Below are 19,981 nucleotides of genomic sequence, written 5' to 3' on the forward strand. Positions count from 1 at the left end.
ACCAGCACTGACGCCGCCGTCGAGCCACCGCTCGGCGGCGGCGTTCGCGCATCCGCTGCCGGTGTCCGCCGGCTCGCGTAACGTCCGGTTCATGCCGACCATGCCGAAGTCGCTGTTCTGGACCCGGACCGACACCGCCGGCTCGGAGCACGTGGTGCTCGACGACCGGCAGGGGCTGACCGCCCAGGGCGTGGCGCTGGCCGTCGACCCGATCCCGTACACCTGCCGTTACCAGTTGACCGTGGGCGCGGACTGGTCGACCAGCCGCCTGGAGGTCACCGCGGAGGGCGCGGGCTGGACGCGCAGCGTACGCCTGGAACGGGGCGGGGACGGGTGGCGGGTGCGCACCGGCGAGGAGGGTGACCTGGACGCGGCGTTGCGCGCGGCCGGGCATCCGCCGGCCGGGTTGCCGGGCACGGACGACCCGGACCGGCTGGCCGAGGCGCTCGACGTCGACCTGGGCGGCTCGCCGCTGACCAACACCCTGCCGGTCCGCCGGCTCAACCTGAGCCGGGGCCCCGCCGACCAGGCGCGGACCATCACCGCCGCCTGGGTGCTGCTGCCGGGCCTGGCGGTGCTCCCCGCCGAGCAGGTCTACACCTCGCTCGGCCCGGGGCGGGTCCGCTACGCCAGTGACTCCTTCACCGCCGACCTGGACGTGGACCAGGAGGGCTTCGTGGTGCGCTACCCGGGGCTGGCCGAGCGGATCGACCCGCGCTGACGCCTCAGGCCGGCCAGGCGCCGGTGGCCAGGAAGCGGTCGATGGTGGCCAGGTGCGGGGCGAGGTCGAGGCCCTGCCCGCCCACCCACTCGTCGTCGTAGTAGGTGTCCGCGTAGCGGTCGCCGGGGTCGCAGATCAGGGTGACCACCGAGCCGGTCCGGCCGGCGGCGAGCAGCTCCGCGATCAGCGCGAAGGCACCCCAGAGGTTGGTGCCGGTGGAGCCGCCCACCCGGCGGCCCAGCACCGCCGAGCCGGCCCGCATGGCGGCCAGCGACGCGGCGTCCGGCACCTGCATCATCCGGTCCACCACGCTGGGCAGGAAGGACGCCTCGACGCAGGGCCGGCCGATCCCCTCGATCCGGGAGCCCTTGTCGGTGCGGACCGACCAGTCGCCGGCCTGCCACGCCGGGTAGAACGCGGAGTTCTCCGGGTCGACCACGCAGAGCTTGGTGGGCAGGCGACGGTAGCGGGCGTACCGGCCGATGGTGGCGCTGGTGCCGCCGGTGCCGGCGCCCACCACGATCCAGGCCGGCACGGGGTGCCGTTCCAGGGCGAGCTGCGCGTAGATCGACTCGGCGATGTTGTTGTTGCCCCGCCAGTCGGTGGCCCGCTCGGCGTAGGTGAACTGGTCCATGTAGTGCCCGCCGGTGTCCTCGGCGAGCCAGCGCGCCTCGATGACCACCTTGGCCGGGTCCCGCACCAGGTGGCAGCGGCCGCCCTGGAACTCGATCTGGGCGATCTTCTCGGGCGAGGTGGAAGCGGGCATGACCGCGATGAACGGCACCCCGAGCATCCGCGCGAAGTACGCCTCGGAGACCGCCGTCGAGCCGGACGACGCCTCGACGATCGTGGTCTCCGGGCCGATCCAGCCGTTGCAGAGCCCGTACAGGAAGAGCGACCGGGCCAGCCGGTGCTTGAGCGAGCCGGTGGGGTGCACCGACTCGTCCTTGAGATAGAGGTCGATGCCCCACTCCCGGGGCAGCGGGAAAGGCAGGAGGTGGGTGTCGGCGGAACGGTTGGCGTCCGCCTCGACCGTGGCGATGGCCTCGGTCACCCAGCTCCGGCTGGCCTCGTCACACCGGTCGAGATGAGTCACGCCGGCAACGTTACAAGCGAGGCCTGCTCGCCTCGGGACGGACCCGGCGCGCCTGCCGGCGCTGGCCGGCCCGGCCGGCGGCCCGGACCACCGGGGTGAGAGCCAGGGCGAGCCGGGGGAAGGCGTCCAGGAGGCGCACCTGGGCGCCGCGCCAGCGCGGCAGGCTGACCACCGGCCGGGGCCGCCGGGCCAGCCGCGCGGCCCGCGCGGCGACCCGCTCCGGAGTCAGCAGCGACCCCGTGAAGGACGCGAGGGCCCCCGGGTCGTCGAGCTTGTCGTGCAGCATCGGCGTCCAGATCCCGTCCGGGCAGAGGCACGACACGTGTACGCCCCGGACGCCGGCCATCCGCAGGTCGGCGAGGGTGCCGAGGCTGAACGCCAGCAGAGCGTGCTTGCTGGCCGCGTAGACGGTCTCGCCGGGGGCGGCGATCAGCCCGGCCAGCGAGACGACGTTGAGCACGTGGCCGTGGCCCTGCGCCCGCATCACGGTCAGGGCCGTGTGGGTGCCGTTCATGGCGCCCAGCGCGTTCACCTCGACGAGCCGGCGCCGGGTCGCCGCGTCGTGCGTCCAGGACGGCCCGGTGGCCAGGATGCCGGCGTTGTTGACCCAGAGCGCGAGCCCACCCGGCGTCCCGGCCGCCTCGGCGGCCACCGTCGCGCAGGCCGCCTCGTCGCGGACGTCGAGCGGGCGGGACCAGCCACCGAGCGGTGCCGCCGCGGTGGCCACGGCGTCGGCGTCCACGTCGGTGAGCAGCACCGGCCAGCCGTCGGCGTGCAGGGCGGCGGCGATCGCCCGGCCGAGGCCGCCGGCCGCCCCGGTCACCACGGCGGCGCCCCGCCCCGGAGTCGTCATCGGCGCACGGTAACGCTCCGGGGCCGCCGGGACCAGAGCGGAGCGGTCAGGAGGCGGCGGAATCGAGGGGCTGGGGCCGGTTCTCCCACTTGGTCGACAGGGCGATGCCGGTGCGGGTGGAGGCCACCCCGGCGGTCCGGTTCAGCCGGACGATCAGCTGCTCCAGCTCGGCGATGGTGCCCACCCGGGCTTTCAGCAGAAAGGATTCGACGCCCGCCATGAAGTAGCAGGACTCGATCTCCGGCATCTGCCGGAACGCCTCCAGCACGTCGTCGGTGTCCGCGGTCGAGTCCTCCACGATGCCGATCAGCGCCGTGACGCCGAGCCCGATGGCCTCCGGCTCCACCTCGGCCCGGTACGCGCGGATGACGCCGCCCGACTCGAGCTTGCCGACCCGCTCGTGCACCGCCGGGGCGGAGAGGCCGACCTGGCGGGCCAGCTCGGCGTACGACAGGCGGGCGTTGCCCCGCAACAGCTCCACGAGGCTCAGGTCGATCGCGTCCACGGAGAGTGACCCTATCCTTTCGGGCGTAACGCCCGACACGGGGCATCAGTTGAACATGACGTCACGTTGCCGTTCACAAACGTGCAGTCACGGGGGTTCTACACCGGTAGCATTTACTAACTTCTCACTGTGTGCGTTTTTCGCGTTTGGCGGACACGCCAGGTCGCTGGTGCTGTAATTGCCATACGTCCCTCATGACGGCTCTGGGCTCGCACCGGCCGGGGGCAGTGTGTTCAGCCGGGGGCTTCGTCGACGCGAGGAGGGGGCTGTGGACACTGGAGATCGCCTGCTGACACCGGGTGAGGTCGCCGCGCTGTTTCGGGTTGACCCGAAGACCGTCACCAGATGGGCAGCGGCCGGCCGGATCGGCAGCATCCGGACTCCAGGCGGGCATCGCCGGTTTCGGGAATCCGAGGTGCGGGCCCTGCTTGAGGGGGAGGGCATGCTGGACGAGGCGGAGGACATGGGCAAGGCACGCAACATGGGCCCGACCGCCTCGACCGGCCCGGGGCCGGCGAACGCCGGAATGTACTGAGGCGACACCGATCGGGACGCGGTCCGGCTCGGTCCGCGTCCCGATCCGCCGCCGTCAGGCCGGGTCCGGGTCCCGGCGGGCGGCGGCCAGCTCACCGGACCAGCGGCGGAACAGCGTGTGCGGCACGCCGAGCGCGTCCAGCACCTTCCCGGCCACGAAGTCGACCAGTTGCGCGGCGGACGCCGCCGCCCCGGCACCGTAGAAGCCGGGGCTCGCCGGGAGCACCACCGCGCCGGCGTCGTGCAGCGCGATGAGGTGTTCCAGATGGCTGCGGGTCACCGGGGTCTCCCGGGGGACCACCACCACGGGCCGCCGCTCCTTGAGGTTCACCTCGGCCGCGCGCTGCAACAGATCCTTGGAGAGCCCGATGGCGATGCCGGCGCAGGCCGCCGTGCTGGCCGGGACGACGGCCATGCCGCGGACCCGGTAGGAGCCGCTGCTCGGGCCGGCGGCCAGGTCACCGGCCGGCCAGTGCCGCAGGTCCGCGCCGGTGAGATCGCGGCCCAGCCAGGCGGCCAGGTCCTCGGCCCAGTGCCCGTCCCGGAACCCCCGGCCGGTCTCGTCGAGGATGGTCAGCCGGGCGGCCCGGGAGACGATCAGGTCCACCGCCTGGCCGGCGTCGAGCAGGCCGCGGACGACCGCGGCCGCGTACGGCGTGCCGGAGGCGCCGGAGACGCCGACCACCCATGGTTCGCGCATGCCGTCCAGACTGCCTGGTCGACCCGGGCGGCGGGCGGCCACCCCGGCGGTGTGTCCCGCTTGTCCGCGACCAGGGGCGTTGTCCACCGGGTCGGCGGGCGTGCCGGGAACGTGGGATTCTTCCGTCGGGGATCCACGTCTATGGAAGGAACCGGTGATGACGGCGGCGGTGCTGCGGGCGTTGCGGTCCGAGTGTCCGATCCCGCCCCGGCTCTCCCCGCACGCCGACGCGGTGCAGGAATGGCTCGTCGGCCAGCTCGACCGGCTCGGCCTGCCGCTGGACCCGGCCATGCGGGAGCGGCTGGCCCGGGCCGGTTTCGCCCGCTACGCCGGCCGCCTCTACCCGGACGCCACCGAGCCCGACCTGCGGGCACTGGCCGCCCTGTTCACCTGGTTCTTCCTGGTGGACGACGCCTGCGAGGGGCCCGGCCGGCTCGCCCCGGCGCAGATCCGGGCGCTGCGCGACGGCGCGCTGGCCCTGCTCCGCGAGGGGCCCCGGGCCCGCCATCCCGGATTCTCCGGCCCGCTGCGCCGGCTGCTCGTGCAGGCGTGGCGGGAGCCCCGGCGCCGGATGCCGGCCCGCTGGCGGCTGCGCTTCGCCGACGCCGTGGCCGACCACCTCGACGGGGCCTGGCGGGAGGCGGTCGCCACGGTCGCCGGGCGGCCACCGGGCGTCGCCGAGTACGTGCAGCTGCGCCGGGCCACCTCGGCGGCGTACGTGTCGTACCCCCTGATCGAGTTCGCCGCCGGTCGGCCGCTTCCCGACGCGGTCTACCACCATCCCGCGCTGCGCCGGCTCGCCGACCTCGCCAACGACCTGCTGTCCTGGTACAACGACCTGGCCTCGCTGGAGCGGGACCAGGCTGGCGCCGGGGGCCACAACCTGGTGCTCGCGGTGGCCGCCGAGCGGGGCGTGCCGGTGCCGGCCGCGGTGGACCTGGTCGCCGCGCGCTGGCGCGCGGAGATGGCCCGCTTCATGGCGCTGCGCGCCGCGGCGCCGTCGTTCGGGCCGGCGCTGGACGAGGCGGTCACCGCCCACCTCGACGGGCTGGCCAACGCGGTCCGCGGCACGGTCGACTGGACGCTGGAGAGCGGGCGCTATCCCGCCGCGACCGGTTGAGCCGGGCGCCGCTCAGGCGCGCAGGCCGAGGCGGACCACCAGGTCCAGCAGCGCGAAGACGAACAGCGCGATGCCGACGAAGCCGTTGGCCGTGAAGAACGCCCGGTTGACCTTGCTGAGGTCGGTCGGGCTGACCACGAGGTGCTGGTAGCCGAAGGCGACCGCGGTGAACGCCAGCCCGATCCACCAGAGCCAGCCGAAGCCGACCAGCGCGCCGAACCAGATGAACAGCGCGAAGGTCACCACGTGCGCGACGGTGGAGGCGTGCAGCGCGAAGCGCCGGCCGTAGCGGGCCGGGACGCTGTGCACCCCGATCTCCCGGTCGATCTCGGAGTCCTGGCACGCGTAGATCAGGTCGAAGCCGCCGATCCAGAGGCCGACGGCCGCGCCGAGCAGCCAGGCCGGCCAGGAGCCGTCGAGGGTGCCGGTGACGGCGAGCCAGGCGCCGACCGGGCCGACCGCCTGGGCGATGGCCAGGATGGCGTGCGGCCAGTTGGTGAACCGCTTGCCGTAGGGGTAGACGACCAGTGGCACCACGGCGAGCGGGGCGAGCGCCAGGCAGAGCGGGTTGAGCAGGGCTGCGGCGGCCAGGAAGACCACCAGCGCGACGGCCGCGCCGGTCCAGGCCGTCCGCACGCTCACCGTCCCGGTCACCAGTTCCCGGTTGGCGGTACGCGGGTTCCGCGCGTCGATCCGCCGGTCGAGGATCCGGTTGGCGGCCATGGCGAACGTCCGCGCGCCGACCATCGCCACGGTGATCAGCAGCAGGTCGAGCCAGCGCACCCGGCCGCCGTCGACCTGCATGGCGGTCAGCGCCGACAGGTACGCGAACGGCAGCGCGAAGACCGAGTGCTCGATCGCGACCAGCTTGAGGAAGGACTTGACCCGGCCCGGACGCTCCACGGGGACCTCGGCGACGGTGGCCATCAGATGCCGTACTCCTTCCAGCGCTTGTCGACCAGGGAGACCACCTCGGGCGACATGGTCATCTCCTCGGGCCAACCCCGGGTGTAGCCCTCGGTGGGCAGCTTGCGGGTCGCGTCGAGGCCCGCCTTGCCGCCCCAGAACTGCTGGTACGAGGCGTGGTCCAGGTGGTCCACCGGACCTTCGGTGACCAGCAGGTCCCGGGCGTAGTCGACGTTGCCGAAGGCACGGAACGCGACCTCGTTGTAGTCGTGCACGTCGCAGTCCTCGTCGACGATCACGATGAGCTTGGTCAGCGACATGAGGTGTGCGCCCCAGATCGCGTTCATCACCTTCTGCGCGTGCTTCGGGTAGCGCTTGCGGATGGAGACGATCGCGCAGTTGTGGAAGACACCGGCGGCCGGCAGGTCGTAGTCGACGATGTCCGGGATCATCAGCTTGAGCAGCGGCAGGAAGATCCGCTCGGTGGCCTTGCCGAGGCCGTGGTCCTCCTGCGGCGGCTTCGAGGTGATGATCGAGTGGTAGACCGGGTCGCGCTGCATGGTCATCGTCTCGACGTGCAGCACCGGGAACGGCTCGACCGGGGTGTAGAAGCCGGTGTGGTCGCCGAAGGGCCCCTCGGGCAGCCGCTCGCCGGGCTCCAGGTAGCCCTCCAGCACGATCTGCGCGTTCGCCGGCACCTGCAGCGGCACGGTCAGGCAGTCGACCATCTCGACCCGCTCGCCGCGCAGGAAACCGGCGAACAGGTACTCGTCGATGTCGCTGGGCAGCGGCGCGGTGGCGGCGTACGAGACGACCGGGTCGCAGCCGATGGCGATGGCCACCGGGAGCCGCTGGCCGAGCCGCTCGGCGACCGCGTGGTGGGCGGTGGAGTCCTTGTGGATCTGCCAGTGCATGCCGAGGGTGTTGCGGCTGTGCTGCTGGAGCCGGTAGAGGCCGAGGTTGCGCTTGCCGGTCTCCGGGTGCTTGGTGTGGGTCAGCCCGAAGTTGTGGAAGATCCCGCCGTCGCCGGGCCAGACCTGGAGGCCGGGCAGCCGGTTGAGGTCGACGTCGTCACCGCGGTAGACCACTTGCTGGCAGGGGGCGGTCTTGACCTTGCGCGGCGGCAGCGACTTGAGCTGCATGACCTTGCCCAGGCCCTCGCGGATGCCGGACCAGCCGACGGGCAGCTCCGGCTTGATCATCGCGCCGATCCGCTCGCCGATCTCGTCCAGCGTGTCGACGCCGAGCGCCATGGCCATCCGCTTCTCGGTGCCGAACAGGTTGATCGCCACCGGCATCTCGCCCCGGGTGGGCCGCTCGAAGAGCAGCGCCGGGCCGCCGTCGCGGACGGTTCGCGTGACCACCTCGCTGATCTCCAGCGCGGGGTCGACCGGGACGCTCACCCGCCGCAGCTCGCCCGCGGCCTCCAGCGCCGCGAGGAAGTCCTTGAGATCGGTGTACGGGAAGCCACGAGCCGCCATGCCGCCAGTCTCCCGCACCGGTGTTCTCAGCGTCCAAGCCGGGTGGTGTGAGCTGAGCCGGAGCGTCGGGCGAGCGCACCCGGCGTGGTTGCCTGGCCTGGCATGGCTCCCCTGTCACCGGGTAGTCGAGCCGCCGGACGAGAGGGGGCGTCGATGGGCGAGGGACGGGTCCCGGCAGGGTTCACCGAGCAGCGGACCCGGGTCGGTGACGTGACGATCAACCATGTCCGCGGGGGCAGCGGGCCCACCCTGGTGCTGCTGCACGGCTACCCGCAGTGCTGGCGGATGTGGCGGCACCTGCTGCCGGTACTGGCCGAGTCGTTCGAGGTGGTCGCGCCCGACCTGCGCGGCTTCGGCGACAGCGACGCCCCGACCGACGGCTACGACAAGAAGACGGTCGCGGCCGACCTGCACGGGCTGCTGACCGCGCTCGGCCTGGTCGAGGACATCCGCCTGGTCGGTCACGACCTCGGCACGATGGTCGCCTACGCCTACGCTGCCGCCCATCCCGACCGGGTGTCCCGGCTGGCGCTCACCGAGGCGCCGATCCCCGACGAGAGCATCTACGCGATTCCGGCCCTCACCGCCGCCGGCCCGGCCGTGTGGAACTTCGGTTTCTTCAATCTGACCAACGGCCTGCCGGAGCAACTCGTCACCGGCCGGGAACCGCTCTGGGTGGATCGGTTCACCGACTCGATCATGGTCAACAAGGGCAGCATCGGCCCAGAGGAGGCGGCGGAGTACGCCCGGCACCTGCGGGACCCGGCCCACCTCTGGGCGAGCTTCGCCTACTTCCGGGCGTTCGGGCAGGACATTGCGGACAACGCCGCGTGCCGGGCGACGAAGCTGCCCATGCCGGTCCTCGCCGTCGGCGCCCGGGCCAGCCTCGGTGAGCAGGTGGCCGAGCAGGTCCGCCGGTACGCCGACAGGGTCACCGGCGAGGTGGTGGAGGAGTGTGGCCACTGGCTCTTCGAGGAGCGGCCGGCCGAGCTGGCGGACCTGCTGCTGCCGTTCCTGCGGAACTGAGGCCGCCGGTCAGGCGGCTGGCTCCCAGGCGTAGGCGGCGAGCCGCGGGTCGAGCGGGGCGCCGGTGAGGCGGTTGGCGAAGGTCGAGATCGTGTACGTCCCGACGCCGAGCACCACGTCCAGCGCGTGCCGGGGCTGCCAGCCGGCGGCGAGGAAGGCGTCCAGCTCGCCGTCCGGGACTGCGCCCCGGTGGTCGAGCACGGCGACGGTGAACCGGCGCAGCGCCTCCAGGCGCGGCTCGGGCAGCGCGGCGCCGGCCCGGAGCGCCTCGATCAACTCCGGTGCCGCAGCCTGCCGGGTGAGCGTCGCGGTGTGCATGGCCACGCAGAGGTGGCACTCGTTGCGGGTGGCCACGGTCAGCACGACCACCTCGCGGGCGACCGGGTCGAGGTCGGTGGACTCGAAGACGGCGTTGGCGGTGAGGAAGCCCCTGAGCAGCTCGGGCGACTCGGCCATCAGGGCCACCGCGCCGGGCAGGTGGCCGAGCTTGCGGTGGACGTCGTGCATGGTGCGGCGGGCGGCGGCGGGTGCGGTGTCGGGGGTGTGGGCGGTGAAGACGGGCCGGGACATGACGGGTACCCCTCGCGTAAGATAGTCAATGTGGTTGACGAAATAGTAAACGAGGTTGTCGAACATGGCAACGCCTGACCGCCCGGGCTTCGCGCTCCCGCTGCTCCTGCTCGCCGGCTTCCGCACTCTCATCGACGACCTGCACGCCGAACTGGCCCGGCAGGGGCACCCCGACCTGCGCCCGGCCCACGGCTTCGTGCTCCAGGCCGTCGGCCCCGCCGGCACCACCGCCAGCGACCTCGGGCAGCGCCTCGGCGTCTCGAAACAGGCGGCCGGCAAGACCGTCGACCGCCTGGTCGCGCTCGGCTACCTCGAACGCGCCGACGACCCGGCCGACGCCCGCCGCAAGCTGGTCCGGATGACGGCGAAGGGCCACGACGGGCTGCGCCGCTCGGCGGTCGTCTTCGACGACCTACGGGACCGCTGGGCGGCAACCCTCGGCGCCGAGCGGGTCGCGGCGATCGAGGACGACCTGCGCCGCATGGTTCCGGCCGACGTCTTCCGCCTCGACGTCCCCGGCTGGTTCGGCGGGTGACAAGCATCGTCGCGCCTTGACCTCTCAACCGGGTTGGAGGCGACGATGTCGGCATGGACGACGCGTACGTGGTGGGTGACCCGGACGGGCTCAGCCCCCTGCAGGCCGAGATCCGGGACGCGGTGGCCCGCGAACTGCACGCCCAGTTCGCGCTGCGGGCCGACCGCCTCGATCTGGCCGACCTTCCCGAGGTGGCCTACCAGATCACCCTGCGCGTCGACGGGGTGCTGACCGCCCGCCGGTCGGGGCGCGCGGGTCAGACGCCGGCGTAGGAGTGCAGGCCGGTGAAGAAGAAGTTGACCCCGAACAGGTTCATGAGCATGGTCAGGAAGCCCACGACGGAGATCCAGGTGGCCACGTTGCGCTTCACGCTCGGGGTGGCCCGGGCGTGCAGGTAGCCCGCGTAGACCACCCAGGAGATGAACGCCCAGGTCTCCTTCGGGTCCCAGCCCCAGGCGCGACCCCAGGCCGCCTCGGCCCAGATCGCACCCGCGATCACCGCGAAGGTGAAGACCGGGAAGGCGAAGGCGTGCAGCGTGAAGGTTAGCCGCTCCAGGCCGGCCGCCGCCGGCAGCCGCCGGGCCAGCGTGTACGGGAAGCTCCGCTTCCCCTGCTCCCAGCCGGCCCGCATCAGGTAGGCCACGGCCGGCACCACGCCCAGCAGGAAGATGCCGGAGGCGAAGATGATCGTCGACACGTGGATGATGAACCAGTAGGACTGCAGCGCCGGCATGAGCGGCACGACCTGCACATAGAGCTTCAGCTCGGCGAACGCCAGCAGCAGCACCATGACCAGAGTCAGGAACAGCCCGAGCCGGCGCAGCGACGGCTGCTTCCAGAGCACCGCGAGCCAGGCGGCCGCCCCGATCCACGTGACGGTCAGCACGAACTCGTACATGTTGCCCCAGGGCATCCGCTCGGCGGCGAGGCCCCGGGTGACCACCGCGCCGAGGTGCAGCGCGGCGGCGAGCACGGTGATCCAGGCGGCGATCCGCCCGGCCAGCTCGGCCCGCGCGGCGGAGCGGCCGGCTCGGGTCGCGGCCGGGGTGACCGGGCTGGCCGGCTCCTCGACCGTCCCACCGGCGCCGCCGACGCCGGCGCCCACCAGCTCCCGGGCCGGGGCCACCGCCGGCACCTTCCGAGCGTTGCCCAGGGCGTACTCGACGGCGTGGCTGATCATCGCGACCAGGTACGCCAGGATCGCGAACGTGACCAGCTGGTCGGAGAGTGCGGACATCACTCGTCTCCTTCTCGCGCCCGCCGGTCGTCCCGCCCGTCGTCGCTGACCGCGGCGACGAGCTGCGCGAACTCGTCGGCGAACCCTGGATGCTCGGTGCGCGGCAGCCCACCGGCCTCCACCAAACTACTACCGCTCGTCGGAGATCCACCCACCGGGGGCGAAACCCGGAACCAGACCCGACGCCGGCGGGCGAAGAGCGAGCCCATGAGCCCGAGCAGCAGCGTCCCGCAGGCGGCCAGCATCATGGTCTGGCCGGGGGCGTGCCGGACCGAGATGGTGATGTACGGCTTCGTGCCGACGAACTCCAGCGTGCTGCCGTCGTCCAGCGTCCACTTCTCGCCGGGGCGCAGCACCTTCTCGCCGATCTGCTTGAGCTTGCCGTTGGCGACCTGCCGCTGGTCGAGCTTGTAGACCGAGCCGGGGATGCCGGCGTCCAGCCCCAGGTTGCCCCGGTACGCGGCCAGCACCACCGCGGGGTTCCGCTCCGCGGGGAACTGGGACGCGACGAACGGGGCGTTGTCCGGGGCGGTGGGCAGGTAGAGCCCGTCGAAGGCGACCTGCTGGTCGGGGGCGCGCTTGCCGGTCTTCGGATCGACGTTCGCGTCCGGGAAGGCGGCCACGCCCTCCTCGGTGGCGTTCTGGTCGCCGCTGCGCAGGAACGGCGCCGCGCTGGTCTGGGTGCGGCCGTACCTGTCGGTGTACTTCAGGATCGGTGCGTACCCGTTGCCGAGCAGGTAGACGTTGGCCGTGTCGAGGCGCAGCGGCGAGTTGACCGAGAAGCCGGCGCTCCGCGTGGACCCGTCGTCCAGGTGGTCCACGGTCACCGTGGCCCAGTAGCGGGAGGCCTGCCCGGACGCCAGGTAGTCCGCCTCGAACCGGTCCAGGGTGAGGCAGAACGGCGGCAGGTCGGCGCTGTCGACGCGCGGCCCGAGCGACGCCTCGGCGTACTGCTGCCGGGTGTTGCAGAAGGCGTTGTCCGCACCGGAGACCAGGATCCGGTTGCCGTGCCAGCCGTACCAGGAGCCGAGCGCGACCCCGAGCAGGACGGCGACCAGCGAGACGTGGAAGAGCAGGTTGCCGGTCTCCTTGAGGTAGCCCTTCTCGGCGGAGACCTCGTTGCCGCGGACGGTGACCCGCCAGCGGCGCCGGCGCAGCACCGCCGCGATCGCCTCGGGGTCGGCGGCGGCCGGGGCCTCCAGCACGGCGTGCTGGGGCAACCGCTCCAGCCGCTTCGGGGCGGCGGGCGGCCGCATCCGCAGCGCGCGGACGTGGTCGCGGGCCCGGGGCAGGATGCAGCCGACCAGCGAGGTGAAGAGCAGCAGGTAGATCGCGGAGAACCAGACCGAGGCGAAGACCTCGAACATGCCGAGCTGGTCGAGCCGGGGCGCCAGGTCGGGGTGGTCGACGAAGTACTCGGTGACCTTCTCCGGGTTGACGCCGCGCTGCGGCAGTACCGAGCCGGGAATGGCGGCGATCGCCAGCAGGAAGAGCAGGATCAGGGCCGTACGCATGCTGGTGAGCTGCCGCCACGAGTTGCGCAGCAGGGCCAGCACGGGGTTGACGCGCGGCCGGGGCGCGCCGGCCGGCGGCGCGGACGGCCGGTCGTCCACGGTCGTCATCAGATGCTCACCTCGCCCACGCCCACGTGCGTCTGCAACCAGATCACGAAGTCCTGCCAGCCGCCGGTGACCAGCGCCACGCCGATGAGGATCAGCAGCGCGCCGCCGATGCGGGTGACCCAGCGGCTGTTGCGGCGGACGGCGCGGAACACCCCGAGCAGGCGGTGGAAGCCCAGCCCGAAGACGACGAACGGTACCCCCAGCCCGAGGCAGTACGCCACGGCGAGCAGCACGGCCCGATCGGTGCTGCCGTCGACGGTGGCCAGGCCGAGCACCGCGCCGAGCGTCGGCCCGGTGCACGGCAGCCAACTGAGCGCGAAGACGGCGCCGAGCACCGGGGCGCCGAGCAGCCCCGCGGCGGGCAGCCGGCGGATGCGGAACTCGCGCTGCAGGCCGGGGATCACGCCCAGGTAGCCGAGACCGAGCACCACGATGAGGGCGCCGATGACGATCTCCAGCGTGCGCTCGTACTGGAAGAGGAGCTTGCCGACGCCGGAGAAGAGGATCGCGGTGGCCGTGAAGACCGCGGTGAAGCCGGCGATGAAGAGCATGGTGCCGGCCAGCACACGGCCCTTCACGGCGGCGACCGGCCGTGCCGCCGGGGGTGCCGCGACCGCCACGCCGCCGCCGCTCGCTCCGCCTTCGGCGTTAGCAGGGGACCCCTCCTCTACCGGAGGCGTTAAGAGGGGGCCCTTCCTTGCCTCCAGGTCCGCGCCGGCCAGCCCCGTCACGTACGACAGGTAGCCGGGCATCAGCGGCAGCACGCACGGGGAGAGGAAGCTGACCAGCCCGGCGAGCGCCGCGGCCCCGACGGCCAGCAGGAGCGGGCCGGACTCGGCGAGCTGGCGGAAGGTCTCGCCCATCAGCGGGATCCGGACGGGGGCTGCTCGGCCGCGATCCGCTCGACGACGGGCTGGAGCTCGTCCCGGGTGATCGCCCGGCGGATCACCACGGCGACCCGGCCGTCGCGGTCCAGGACGACGGTCGCCGGGGTGGTGTTGGGCGGGATGTCGAAGTTGAGCGCCTGCCGGCTGGCCGGGTCGAAGAGGCTCGGGTAGGTGACCCGGCCCTCCTCGAAGGCGATCGCCTTGTCCTTGCTGTCCTGCACGTTGATGCCGAGGAAGGTGACGCCGGACGCCTTGGTGGCCTGGTAGGCGGCCTCCAGGTCGTCGGCCTCCGCCCGGCAGGGCGCGCACCAGGAGCCCCAGAAGTTGACCACGACCACCTGGCCGCGGGCCTCGGCGATGTCGTAGCTGCCGCCGGTGAGCAGCTCGCCGCTCACCTTCGGGGTCTTCGACCGCTGGTCGGGGGCGCAGGTGATGGTGACGCCGTCGCTCGCGCAGCGGCTCTCCTCGCTGCCGGAGGCGCAACCGACCAGCGCCGTCGCGGCGGCGACGGCGGTGAGGAGGGCGGCGACGAGCCTCCGGCTGGGCATCAGGCTCCCTTGGCCGTCCGCGCGGTCGGCGAGATCGAGACCAGGTGGGCCGCGGGCTCGGAGTAGCCGATACCGACGATCTTGGCGCCGTCGAAGTGGAACGAGGTGAGGCTGGCCAGGCCGCACTGCCGCTTGCGCGGGTCGTGCCAGAGCCGCTTGCGCTCGACGTGGCGGCGCAGGGTCCAGATGGGCAGCTGGTGGGAGACGAGCACGGCCTCGCGCCCCTCGGCGGCGACCCGGGCGGCGTGCAGCGCGCCGAACATCCGCTCGGCGATCACCCGGTAGGCCTCGCCCCAGGACGGCGTGACCGGGTCGCGCAGCACCCACCAGTTGCGCGGGTCGCGGAACGAGCCGTCGCCCGGGGAGACCTTCTTGCCCTCGAACCAGTTCGCGCTCTCGATCAGTCGTTCGTCCACCCCGACCGGCAGGCCGAACTGGGCGGCGATCGGCTCGGCGGTCTGCTGGGCGCGCTCGAGCGGGCTGGCCACCACGTGCACCACGGTGCGCTCGGCGAGCGCCTGGGCGGCCGCCTTGGCCATCTGGACGCCCAGCTCGGAGAGGCGGAACCCGGGCAGCCGCCCGTAGAGGATGCCGTCCGGGTTGTACACCTCGCCGTGCCGCAGCACGTGGACCACCGTCGTGCTCACAACTACCTACCCCCCGTGTCCTGCCGCTGCCGCCGCGTTGGCCGCCGCCGGCAGGGCCGCGGCGATCTGCTCCAGGGCGGCGTCGTCGATCGCCGCCGACACGAACCACGACTCGAACGCGCTCGGCGGCAGGTAGACACCGGCGGCGAGCATGGCGTGGAAGAACGCCTTGAACGCGGGCACCTGCTGGGTGCGGGCGCTGTCGTAGTCGGCCACGTCGGCGTCGGTGAAGAAGATCGAGAACATGTTGCCCGCGTACGACAGGCGGTGCGGGACCCCGACGGCGGCCAGCGCCTCGGTGGCGAGCTTGCCCACCGCGGCGGCCGTCTCGTCGAGGCGGCGGTAGAGCGCGTCGTCGGCCAGCCGCAGCGTGGCCAGGCCGGCGGCGCACGCGAGGGGGTTACCGGAGAGGGTGCCGGCCTGGTAGACCGGGCCGGCCGGGGCCAGCTTCGCCATGATCTCCGTGCGCCCGCCGAACGCCGCGGCGGGCAGGCCGCCGCCCATGACCTTCCCGTACGTCCACAGGTCGGCGTCCGACGGGTCGAGCCCGTGCCAGCCGGCGCGGGAGACCCGGAACCCGGTCATCACCTCGTCGACGATCAGCAGCGCGCCGTGCGCGTGGGCGATCCGGGCGAGCTGCTGGTTGAAGTCGCCGCGCGGGGCGATCACGCCCATGTTGCCGGCGGCCGCCTCGGTGATGATCGCCGCGATGTGCGGGCCCTCGGCGGCGAAGGCCTCCTCGACCGCGCGCAGGTCGTTGTACGGCAGCACGATGGTGTCGCCGGCGGCCGCCCCGGTGACGCCGGGCGAGTCGGGCAGGCCGAGGGTGGCCACGCCCGAGCCGGCGGCGGCGAGCAGCGCGTCGGAGTGGCCGTGGTAGCAGCCGGAGAACTTGATGATCTTGGCGCGGCCGGTGAAGCCGCGGGCCAGCCGGATCGCCGACATGGTCGCCTCGGTGCCCGAGTTGACCAGGCGGACCTGCTCCACCGGGGTCCGCGCGACGATCTCCGCGGCCAGGTCGACCTCGCCCGGGGTGGGGGTGCCGAAGCTGGTGCCGAGCGCGGCGGCCTCGCGCAGCGCGTCGACCACCGCCGGATGGGCGTGACCGAGGATCAGCGGCCCCCAGGAGCAGACCAGGTCGACGTAGCGGCGACCGTCGGCGTCGAAGAGCCAGGGACCTTCCCCCCGGACCATGAAGCGCGGGGTACCGCCGACGGCACGGAACGCGCGCACGGGTGAGTTGACCCCGCCGGGCACGATGGCCTTGGCGCGGTCGAACAGGGCCTCGGAGGCCGGTGCGTCGGCCGGGTAGCGGCCGGATCCGGCGGAAAAGGTATCGGTCACGATGCCGCCATTGTGTCAGCGCCGGGGGGCTGATCGGCAGGCACCCCGCACCGAGGGTTACCGGGCTCACGCCCCGTGGGTGCGGCGCGGGTCAGCTACCGGCGGGTCGCTCGACGGGCCCGTTGGTCGAGATCGCGATAGGGTGACCGGGTGGATCGTGCCGAACTGTCCATCACGCTACACCGGACGGGTGACGAAGCGGTGCTTCGCCTCGCCGGTGAGATCGACATGCTCACGGCCGCCCAGCTGTCGACAGTCGTCAACGAGGTGCTGGCCGAACCCCCGCCGCGCATCGTGCTCGACCTGGGCGGGGTCACGTTCTGCGACTCGCAGGGCCTCGGGACGCTCGTGGTGCTCAGCCGCAAGGCCAGCCATGCCCAGAGCCTGCTGGTCCTGAGCAACGTCGGCGACTTCCTCCTCCGCGTCCTGGACATCACCGGCCTCCGCTCGGCCCTGATGATCCGCAACGAGACCGCCCCCTGACCCGTCCACGTCGATCAAGAGGTTTGCGTCGGCCGGGACCGGAATCCTGACGCAAACCTCTTGATCAACCGGGTCCGGGGCGGTCAGGTGACCGGGACGTCGCGGCGGCGGAAGGCCGTCAGGCCGGCCGCCGCCAGGGCCAGGGCCACGACGGCCAGGGTCCACAGGGGGGTCGCGCTCCAGGTGTCGCGGAGGACCTGGGGGGTGTGCGTGAACGGGGACAGGTCCAGCAGCCACTGGTCGAGTTCGAGCACCGCGCCGAGCTGACCGAGCAGCACGCAGACCGCCAGCACCGCCCAGGCCACCGGCGCGAGCCGGGGCAGCAGGCCGTAGAGCAGCACGGCGAGCCCGGCCAGCACCCAGGCGGCGGGCGCCTGGGCCAGCCCGGCGCCGAGCATCCGGGTCAGCTCCCGGGGCACGTCGTGCACGCTCAGCCCGTACGTCAGGCCGGTGGCCAGGCCCGTCACGGCGAGCACCACGACCGGGCCGACCAGCGCGAACACCACGTGCGACAGCAGCCAGGTGGAGCGGTGCGCTCCGGTGGCGAGCACCGGTTCCGCGTGCCCGGCGGACTCCTCGGCGCGCATCCGCAGCGCGGCCTGGATGCCGTAGCCCGCCGCGGCCAGCCCGGCCAGGCTCAGCGTGGCGCCCAGGTAGGCGTCGGCCAGGCCGGAGGCCCCGCCGATCCGCGCCATGATGTCCTCCAGCTGCTGGTTCCCCTCGACCGAGCGGCCGGCCGCCTGCGCGGCGCCGCCGAGGATCAGCCCGAGCAGGCCGAAGCCGACCGACCACCAGAGGATCTGCCCGCGGTGCAGCCGCCAGGCCAGCCCGAAGGGACCGGCGAGTCCCCGGCCGGCGGTGGCCGGCCCCAGCCGGGCCGGCAGCACCCCGGCGCCCAGGTCACGGCGCACCGAGACCGGGTACGCGACCGCGGCGAGCAGCGCCGACGCGACCAGCGGCAGCGCGAGCACCCACCAGCGTTCCCCCTCGTAGGGCCGGACCCGGGCTGCCCAGCCCAGCGGGGAGAACCAGCTCGGCCAGTCGTTGGCGGCGGTGTCCCCGACCATGCGCAGCGCGAAGGATGCGCCGAGGACGGCGATCCCGATGCCCCGGGCCCCGCCCGCGGTCTCGGTGAGCTGGGCGGTCAGCCCGCCGACGGTGGCGAAGACCACGCCGGTCAGCGCCGTGCCGAGCCCGTACGCGCACGAGCCGGCGGCCGACAGGCCGGTGGACGCCAGCCCGGCCGCGGTGAGCAGGCCGAGCAGCACGTCGGCCGCGTACGTGACGAGCAGCGCGGCGGTCAGCCCGGCGTGCCGGCCGAGCACCCCGCCGCCGAGCAGTTCCCGCCGGCCGGCCTCCTCCTCGACGCGGGTGTGCCGGATGACGGTGAGCAGGCTGGCCAGCGCCACGACGACCAGCAGGAAGCCGCCGCGCTGGGCGGTCAGCGCGCCGACGCTGTCCCCGTAGACCGGGCCGAGCAGCGCGATGATCGAGGGGTTGCGGGCGGTGCCGGTGGCGTACGCGGCCCGCTCGGCGGCGGTCGGGAACAGCTCGAAGAAGCTGGTCGCGTAGGTCGCCGGCAGCACGGCGATGATCAGTACCCAGAGCGGGAGCAGGAGGCGGTCCCGGCGCAGGGCGAGCCGGGCCAGTTGCCAGGTGCCGGCGAGCGTGCTCATCGGACCAGCTCCTCGGGGACCGCCTCGTAGTGCCGCAGGAACAGCTCCTCCAGCGTCGGCGGCGTGCTGACCAGGCTGCGGACGCCCAGCTCGGTGAGGCGCCGCAGGGCGGCGTCCAGCGCGGCGGTGTCCACGTCGAAACGGACCCGGTTGCCGTCCACCCGCAGGTCGTGGACGCCGGGCAGGTCGGCCAGCCCGTTCAGCGGGGCGGTCACCTCGGCGTCGATCGAGGTGCGGTGCAGGTGGCGCAGCTCGGTGAGGGTGCCGGACTCGACGGCCCGGCCGTTCCGGATGATCGTCACCCGGTCGCAGAGCGCCTCCACCTCGGCCAGGATGTGGCTGGAGAGCAGCACGGTGCGGCCGTCCTGCTTGGCGCGGCGCACCCAGTGCTGGAAGACCTCCTCCATGAGCGGGTCGAGCCCGGACGTGGGTTCGTCGAGGATGAGCAGCTCGACGTCGGAGGCGAGCGCCGCCACCAGGCCGACCTTCTGCCGGTTGCCCTTGGAGTAGGCGCGGCCCTTCTTGCGCGGGTCCAGCTCGAAGGACTCCAGCAGCTCGGCCCGGCGCTTCGGGTCGAGCCCGCCGCGCAGCCGGCCGAGCAGGTCGATCACCTCGCCGCCGCTCAGGTTGGGCCAGAGCGTGACGTCGCCGGGCACGTACGCGAGCCGGCGGTGCAGGGCGACGGCGTCCCGCCAGGGGTCGCCGCCGAGCAGTCGGACGGCCCCCGCGTCCGCCCGCAGCAGACCGAGCAGCACCCGGATGGTGGTCGACTTGCCGGAGCCGTTGGGGCCCAGGAAGCCGTGCACCTCGCCGGCGCGGACGGTCAGGTCGAGTCCGTCGAGCGCTCGGGTCCGGCCGAACGTCTTCACCAGGCCGGACACCTCAATGGGAGTTTCCATGGTTCGGAAGCTACGCTCGTTTCACAAACTTGTGAAGACAGTGAGATCTGAGAGACGATCAGGTGTGATGAGCGAGACGACGCCGATGACCGAGCCGCCCCACCGGGACGAGGAAGAGGTCCACCTCTTCGTCGAACGGATGGCGATGGCGTTCGCGGACGTCGGCTTCCCCCGCATGGCCGGCCGGGTGCTGTTCACCGTCATGAGCGCCGACGAGCCGCTGACCGCCGCCGAGATCGGCGAGCGGCTGGGAGTGAGCGCGGCGGCCGTGTCCGGCGCCGTGCGCTACCTGACCCAGTTCGCCATGCTGGTCCGCGAGCCGGTCAAGGGCTCCCGGCGGGACCGCTACCGGATGCCGGTCAACCCCTGGTACGAGGCCACCATCACGAAGACCGGCCTGTACAAGAACTTCATCGACATCGCCGCCGGCGGCCTGGAGGCGCTGCACGGGCGGAACACCCCGGCCGGCGAGCGGGTCGCCGAGATGCGGGACTTCTTCCTCTTCGTTCAGGAGGAGATCGACGCCCTCGGCGAACGGTGGCGGGCCCGGCGCGCCGCGACGGGACACGACGACCGGGCCGAAACCTGAGC

The 19,981-nt window shown here is 73.1% G+C and carries 23 protein-coding genes; 8 read left to right on the forward strand and 15 right to left on the reverse strand.

Going from position 1 to position 19,981, the window contains the following annotated elements:
• Nucleotides 1-100 precede the first annotated feature (100 nt).
• On the forward strand, nt 101-721 hold the full coding sequence (locus tag ABZS80_RS03580; protein ID WP_355054656.1) for a putative glycolipid-binding domain-containing protein: 621 nt from the start codon (nt 101-103) through the stop codon (nt 719-721).
• Nucleotides 722-725: 4 nt separating this feature from the next.
• Here the strand turns inward: ABZS80_RS03580 and ABZS80_RS03585 are convergent, their stop codons facing one another.
• From ABZS80_RS03585 to ABZS80_RS03595, 3 genes are read right to left on the reverse strand one after another with little or no spacing between them, the layout of a single operon-like run.
• Nucleotides 726-1,817: a PLP-dependent cysteine synthase family protein gene (locus ABZS80_RS03585; protein ID WP_355054270.1), complete on the reverse strand. Its 1,092-nt coding sequence runs from the start codon at nt 1,815-1,817 to the stop codon at nt 726-728.
• A gap of 10 nt (nt 1,818-1,827) precedes the next feature.
• Complete coding sequence (locus tag ABZS80_RS03590; RefSeq protein WP_355054271.1) at nt 1,828-2,670, reverse strand: SDR family oxidoreductase; 843 nt, start codon at nt 2,668-2,670, stop codon at nt 1,828-1,830.
• A 46-nt stretch (nt 2,671-2,716) separates the two neighbouring features.
• Nucleotides 2,717-3,175 carry an Lrp/AsnC family transcriptional regulator gene (locus ABZS80_RS03595; protein WP_355054272.1) on the reverse strand — a complete coding sequence of 153 codons (459 nt, stop codon included), beginning with the start codon at nt 3,173-3,175 and terminating at the stop codon, nt 2,717-2,719.
• 268 nt (nt 3,176-3,443) lie between these two features.
• Between ABZS80_RS03595 and ABZS80_RS03600 the strand changes: the two genes are divergently transcribed.
• Nucleotides 3,444-3,710 carry a BldC family transcriptional regulator gene (locus ABZS80_RS03600; RefSeq protein ID WP_013473529.1) on the forward strand — a complete coding sequence of 89 codons (267 nt, stop codon included), beginning with the start codon at nt 3,444-3,446 and terminating at the stop codon, nt 3,708-3,710.
• A 54-nt stretch (nt 3,711-3,764) separates the two neighbouring features.
• On the opposite strand, the gene ABZS80_RS03605 is transcribed toward ABZS80_RS03600, so the two are convergent.
• Nucleotides 3,765-4,409, reverse strand: a complete 645-nt coding sequence (locus tag ABZS80_RS03605) for a UbiX family flavin prenyltransferase (RefSeq protein ID WP_355054273.1) — start codon at nt 4,407-4,409, stop codon at nt 3,765-3,767.
• Nucleotides 4,410-4,566: 157 nt separating this feature from the next.
• On the opposite strand from ABZS80_RS03605, the gene ABZS80_RS03610 reads away from it, so the two are divergent.
• Nucleotides 4,567-5,529 (forward strand): terpene synthase, encoded by a 963-nt coding sequence (locus ABZS80_RS03610; protein ID WP_355054274.1) that lies wholly within the window; start codon nt 4,567-4,569, stop codon nt 5,527-5,529.
• A 12-nt stretch (nt 5,530-5,541) separates the two neighbouring features.
• On the opposite strand, the gene mqnP is transcribed toward ABZS80_RS03610, so the two are convergent.
• Together mqnP and ABZS80_RS03620 are read right to left on the reverse strand one after the other, a co-directional pair.
• Complete coding sequence (mqnP, locus tag ABZS80_RS03615) at nt 5,542-6,456, reverse strand: menaquinone biosynthesis prenyltransferase MqnP (RefSeq protein WP_355054275.1); 915 nt, start codon at nt 6,454-6,456, stop codon at nt 5,542-5,544.
• Nucleotides 6,456-7,916, reverse strand: a complete 1,461-nt coding sequence (locus tag ABZS80_RS03620; RefSeq protein WP_355054276.1) for a menaquinone biosynthesis decarboxylase — start codon at nt 7,914-7,916, stop codon at nt 6,456-6,458. Before ABZS80_RS03620 ends, mqnP begins: the two co-directional genes overlap by 1 nt.
• Before the next feature lie 153 nt (nt 7,917-8,069).
• Here ABZS80_RS03620 and ABZS80_RS03625 point away from each other — a divergent pair, with 153 nt between their 5' ends.
• Nucleotides 8,070-8,942 carry an alpha/beta hydrolase gene (locus tag ABZS80_RS03625; protein WP_355054277.1) on the forward strand — a complete coding sequence of 291 codons (873 nt, stop codon included), beginning with the start codon at nt 8,070-8,072 and terminating at the stop codon, nt 8,940-8,942.
• Between the two features lie 9 nt (nt 8,943-8,951).
• On the opposite strand, the gene ABZS80_RS03630 is transcribed toward ABZS80_RS03625, so the two are convergent.
• Complete coding sequence (locus ABZS80_RS03630) at nt 8,952-9,512, reverse strand: carboxymuconolactone decarboxylase family protein (RefSeq protein WP_355054278.1); 561 nt, start codon at nt 9,510-9,512, stop codon at nt 8,952-8,954.
• A gap of 64 nt (nt 9,513-9,576) precedes the next feature.
• On the opposite strand from ABZS80_RS03630, the gene ABZS80_RS03635 reads away from it, so the two are divergent.
• Both ABZS80_RS03635 and ABZS80_RS03640 read left to right on the forward strand, forming a co-directional pair.
• Nucleotides 9,577-10,047: a MarR family winged helix-turn-helix transcriptional regulator gene (locus ABZS80_RS03635; RefSeq protein WP_355054279.1), complete on the forward strand. Its 471-nt coding sequence runs from the start codon at nt 9,577-9,579 to the stop codon at nt 10,045-10,047.
• 53 nt (nt 10,048-10,100) lie between these two features.
• Complete coding sequence (locus ABZS80_RS03640) at nt 10,101-10,319, forward strand: hypothetical protein (protein WP_355054280.1); 219 nt, start codon at nt 10,101-10,103, stop codon at nt 10,317-10,319.
• Here ABZS80_RS03640 and ccsB read toward each other — a convergent pair.
• From ccsB to hemL, 6 genes are read right to left on the reverse strand one after another with little or no spacing between them, the layout of a single operon-like run.
• Nucleotides 10,304-11,284 (reverse strand): c-type cytochrome biogenesis protein CcsB, encoded by a 981-nt coding sequence (gene ccsB / locus ABZS80_RS03645; protein ID WP_355054281.1) that lies wholly within the window; start codon nt 11,282-11,284, stop codon nt 10,304-10,306. The genes ABZS80_RS03640 and ccsB overlap by 16 nt on opposite strands.
• Nucleotides 11,284-12,906, reverse strand: a complete 1,623-nt coding sequence (locus ABZS80_RS03650) for a cytochrome c biogenesis protein ResB (protein ID WP_355054282.1) — start codon at nt 12,904-12,906, stop codon at nt 11,284-11,286. Before ABZS80_RS03650 ends, ccsB begins: the two co-directional genes overlap by 1 nt.
• The gene (locus ABZS80_RS03655) at nt 12,906-13,769 is read right to left on the reverse strand and encodes a cytochrome c biogenesis protein CcdA (RefSeq protein ID WP_355054283.1); all 864 of its coding nucleotides are present in this window, start codon (nt 13,767-13,769) and stop codon (nt 12,906-12,908) included. Before ABZS80_RS03655 ends, ABZS80_RS03650 begins: the two co-directional genes overlap by 1 nt.
• Nucleotides 13,769-14,341, reverse strand: a complete 573-nt coding sequence (locus ABZS80_RS03660; protein ID WP_355054284.1) for a TlpA disulfide reductase family protein — start codon at nt 14,339-14,341, stop codon at nt 13,769-13,771. The genes ABZS80_RS03655 and ABZS80_RS03660 overlap by 1 nt, the downstream gene beginning before the upstream one ends.
• Nucleotides 14,341-14,988 carry a histidine phosphatase family protein gene (locus tag ABZS80_RS03665; protein WP_355054285.1) on the reverse strand — a complete coding sequence of 216 codons (648 nt, stop codon included), beginning with the start codon at nt 14,986-14,988 and terminating at the stop codon, nt 14,341-14,343. The genes ABZS80_RS03660 and ABZS80_RS03665 overlap by 1 nt, the downstream gene beginning before the upstream one ends.
• A 6-nt stretch (nt 14,989-14,994) precedes the next feature.
• Complete coding sequence (gene hemL / locus ABZS80_RS03670) at nt 14,995-16,332, reverse strand: glutamate-1-semialdehyde 2,1-aminomutase (protein WP_355054286.1); 1,338 nt, start codon at nt 16,330-16,332, stop codon at nt 14,995-14,997.
• Between the two features lie 150 nt (nt 16,333-16,482).
• On the opposite strand from hemL, the gene ABZS80_RS03675 reads away from it, so the two are divergent.
• Nucleotides 16,483-16,815: an STAS domain-containing protein gene (locus ABZS80_RS03675; RefSeq protein WP_107075862.1), complete on the forward strand. Its 333-nt coding sequence runs from the start codon at nt 16,483-16,485 to the stop codon at nt 16,813-16,815.
• An 83-nt stretch (nt 16,816-16,898) separates the two neighbouring features.
• Here the strand turns inward: ABZS80_RS03675 and ABZS80_RS03680 are convergent, their stop codons facing one another.
• Together ABZS80_RS03680 and ABZS80_RS03685 are read right to left on the reverse strand one after the other, a co-directional pair.
• Entirely contained in the window at nt 16,899-18,491 is a 1,593-nt protein-coding gene (locus ABZS80_RS03680; protein WP_355054287.1) for an ABC transporter permease, read from the reverse strand.
• Nucleotides 18,488-19,390 carry an ABC transporter ATP-binding protein gene (locus tag ABZS80_RS03685; protein WP_355054288.1) on the reverse strand — a complete coding sequence of 301 codons (903 nt, stop codon included), beginning with the start codon at nt 19,388-19,390 and terminating at the stop codon, nt 18,488-18,490. Before ABZS80_RS03685 ends, ABZS80_RS03680 begins: the two co-directional genes overlap by 4 nt.
• Nucleotides 19,391-19,457: 67 nt before the next feature.
• On the opposite strand from ABZS80_RS03685, the gene ABZS80_RS03690 reads away from it, so the two are divergent.
• Nucleotides 19,458-19,979: a MarR family transcriptional regulator gene (locus ABZS80_RS03690; protein WP_355054289.1), complete on the forward strand. Its 522-nt coding sequence runs from the start codon at nt 19,458-19,460 to the stop codon at nt 19,977-19,979.
• Nucleotides 19,980-19,981: the final 2 nt, after the last annotated feature.

Source organism: Micromonospora sp. NPDC005305 (assembly GCF_040607315.1).
Taxonomy (GTDB): domain Bacteria; phylum Actinomycetota; class Actinomycetes; order Mycobacteriales; family Micromonosporaceae; genus Micromonospora.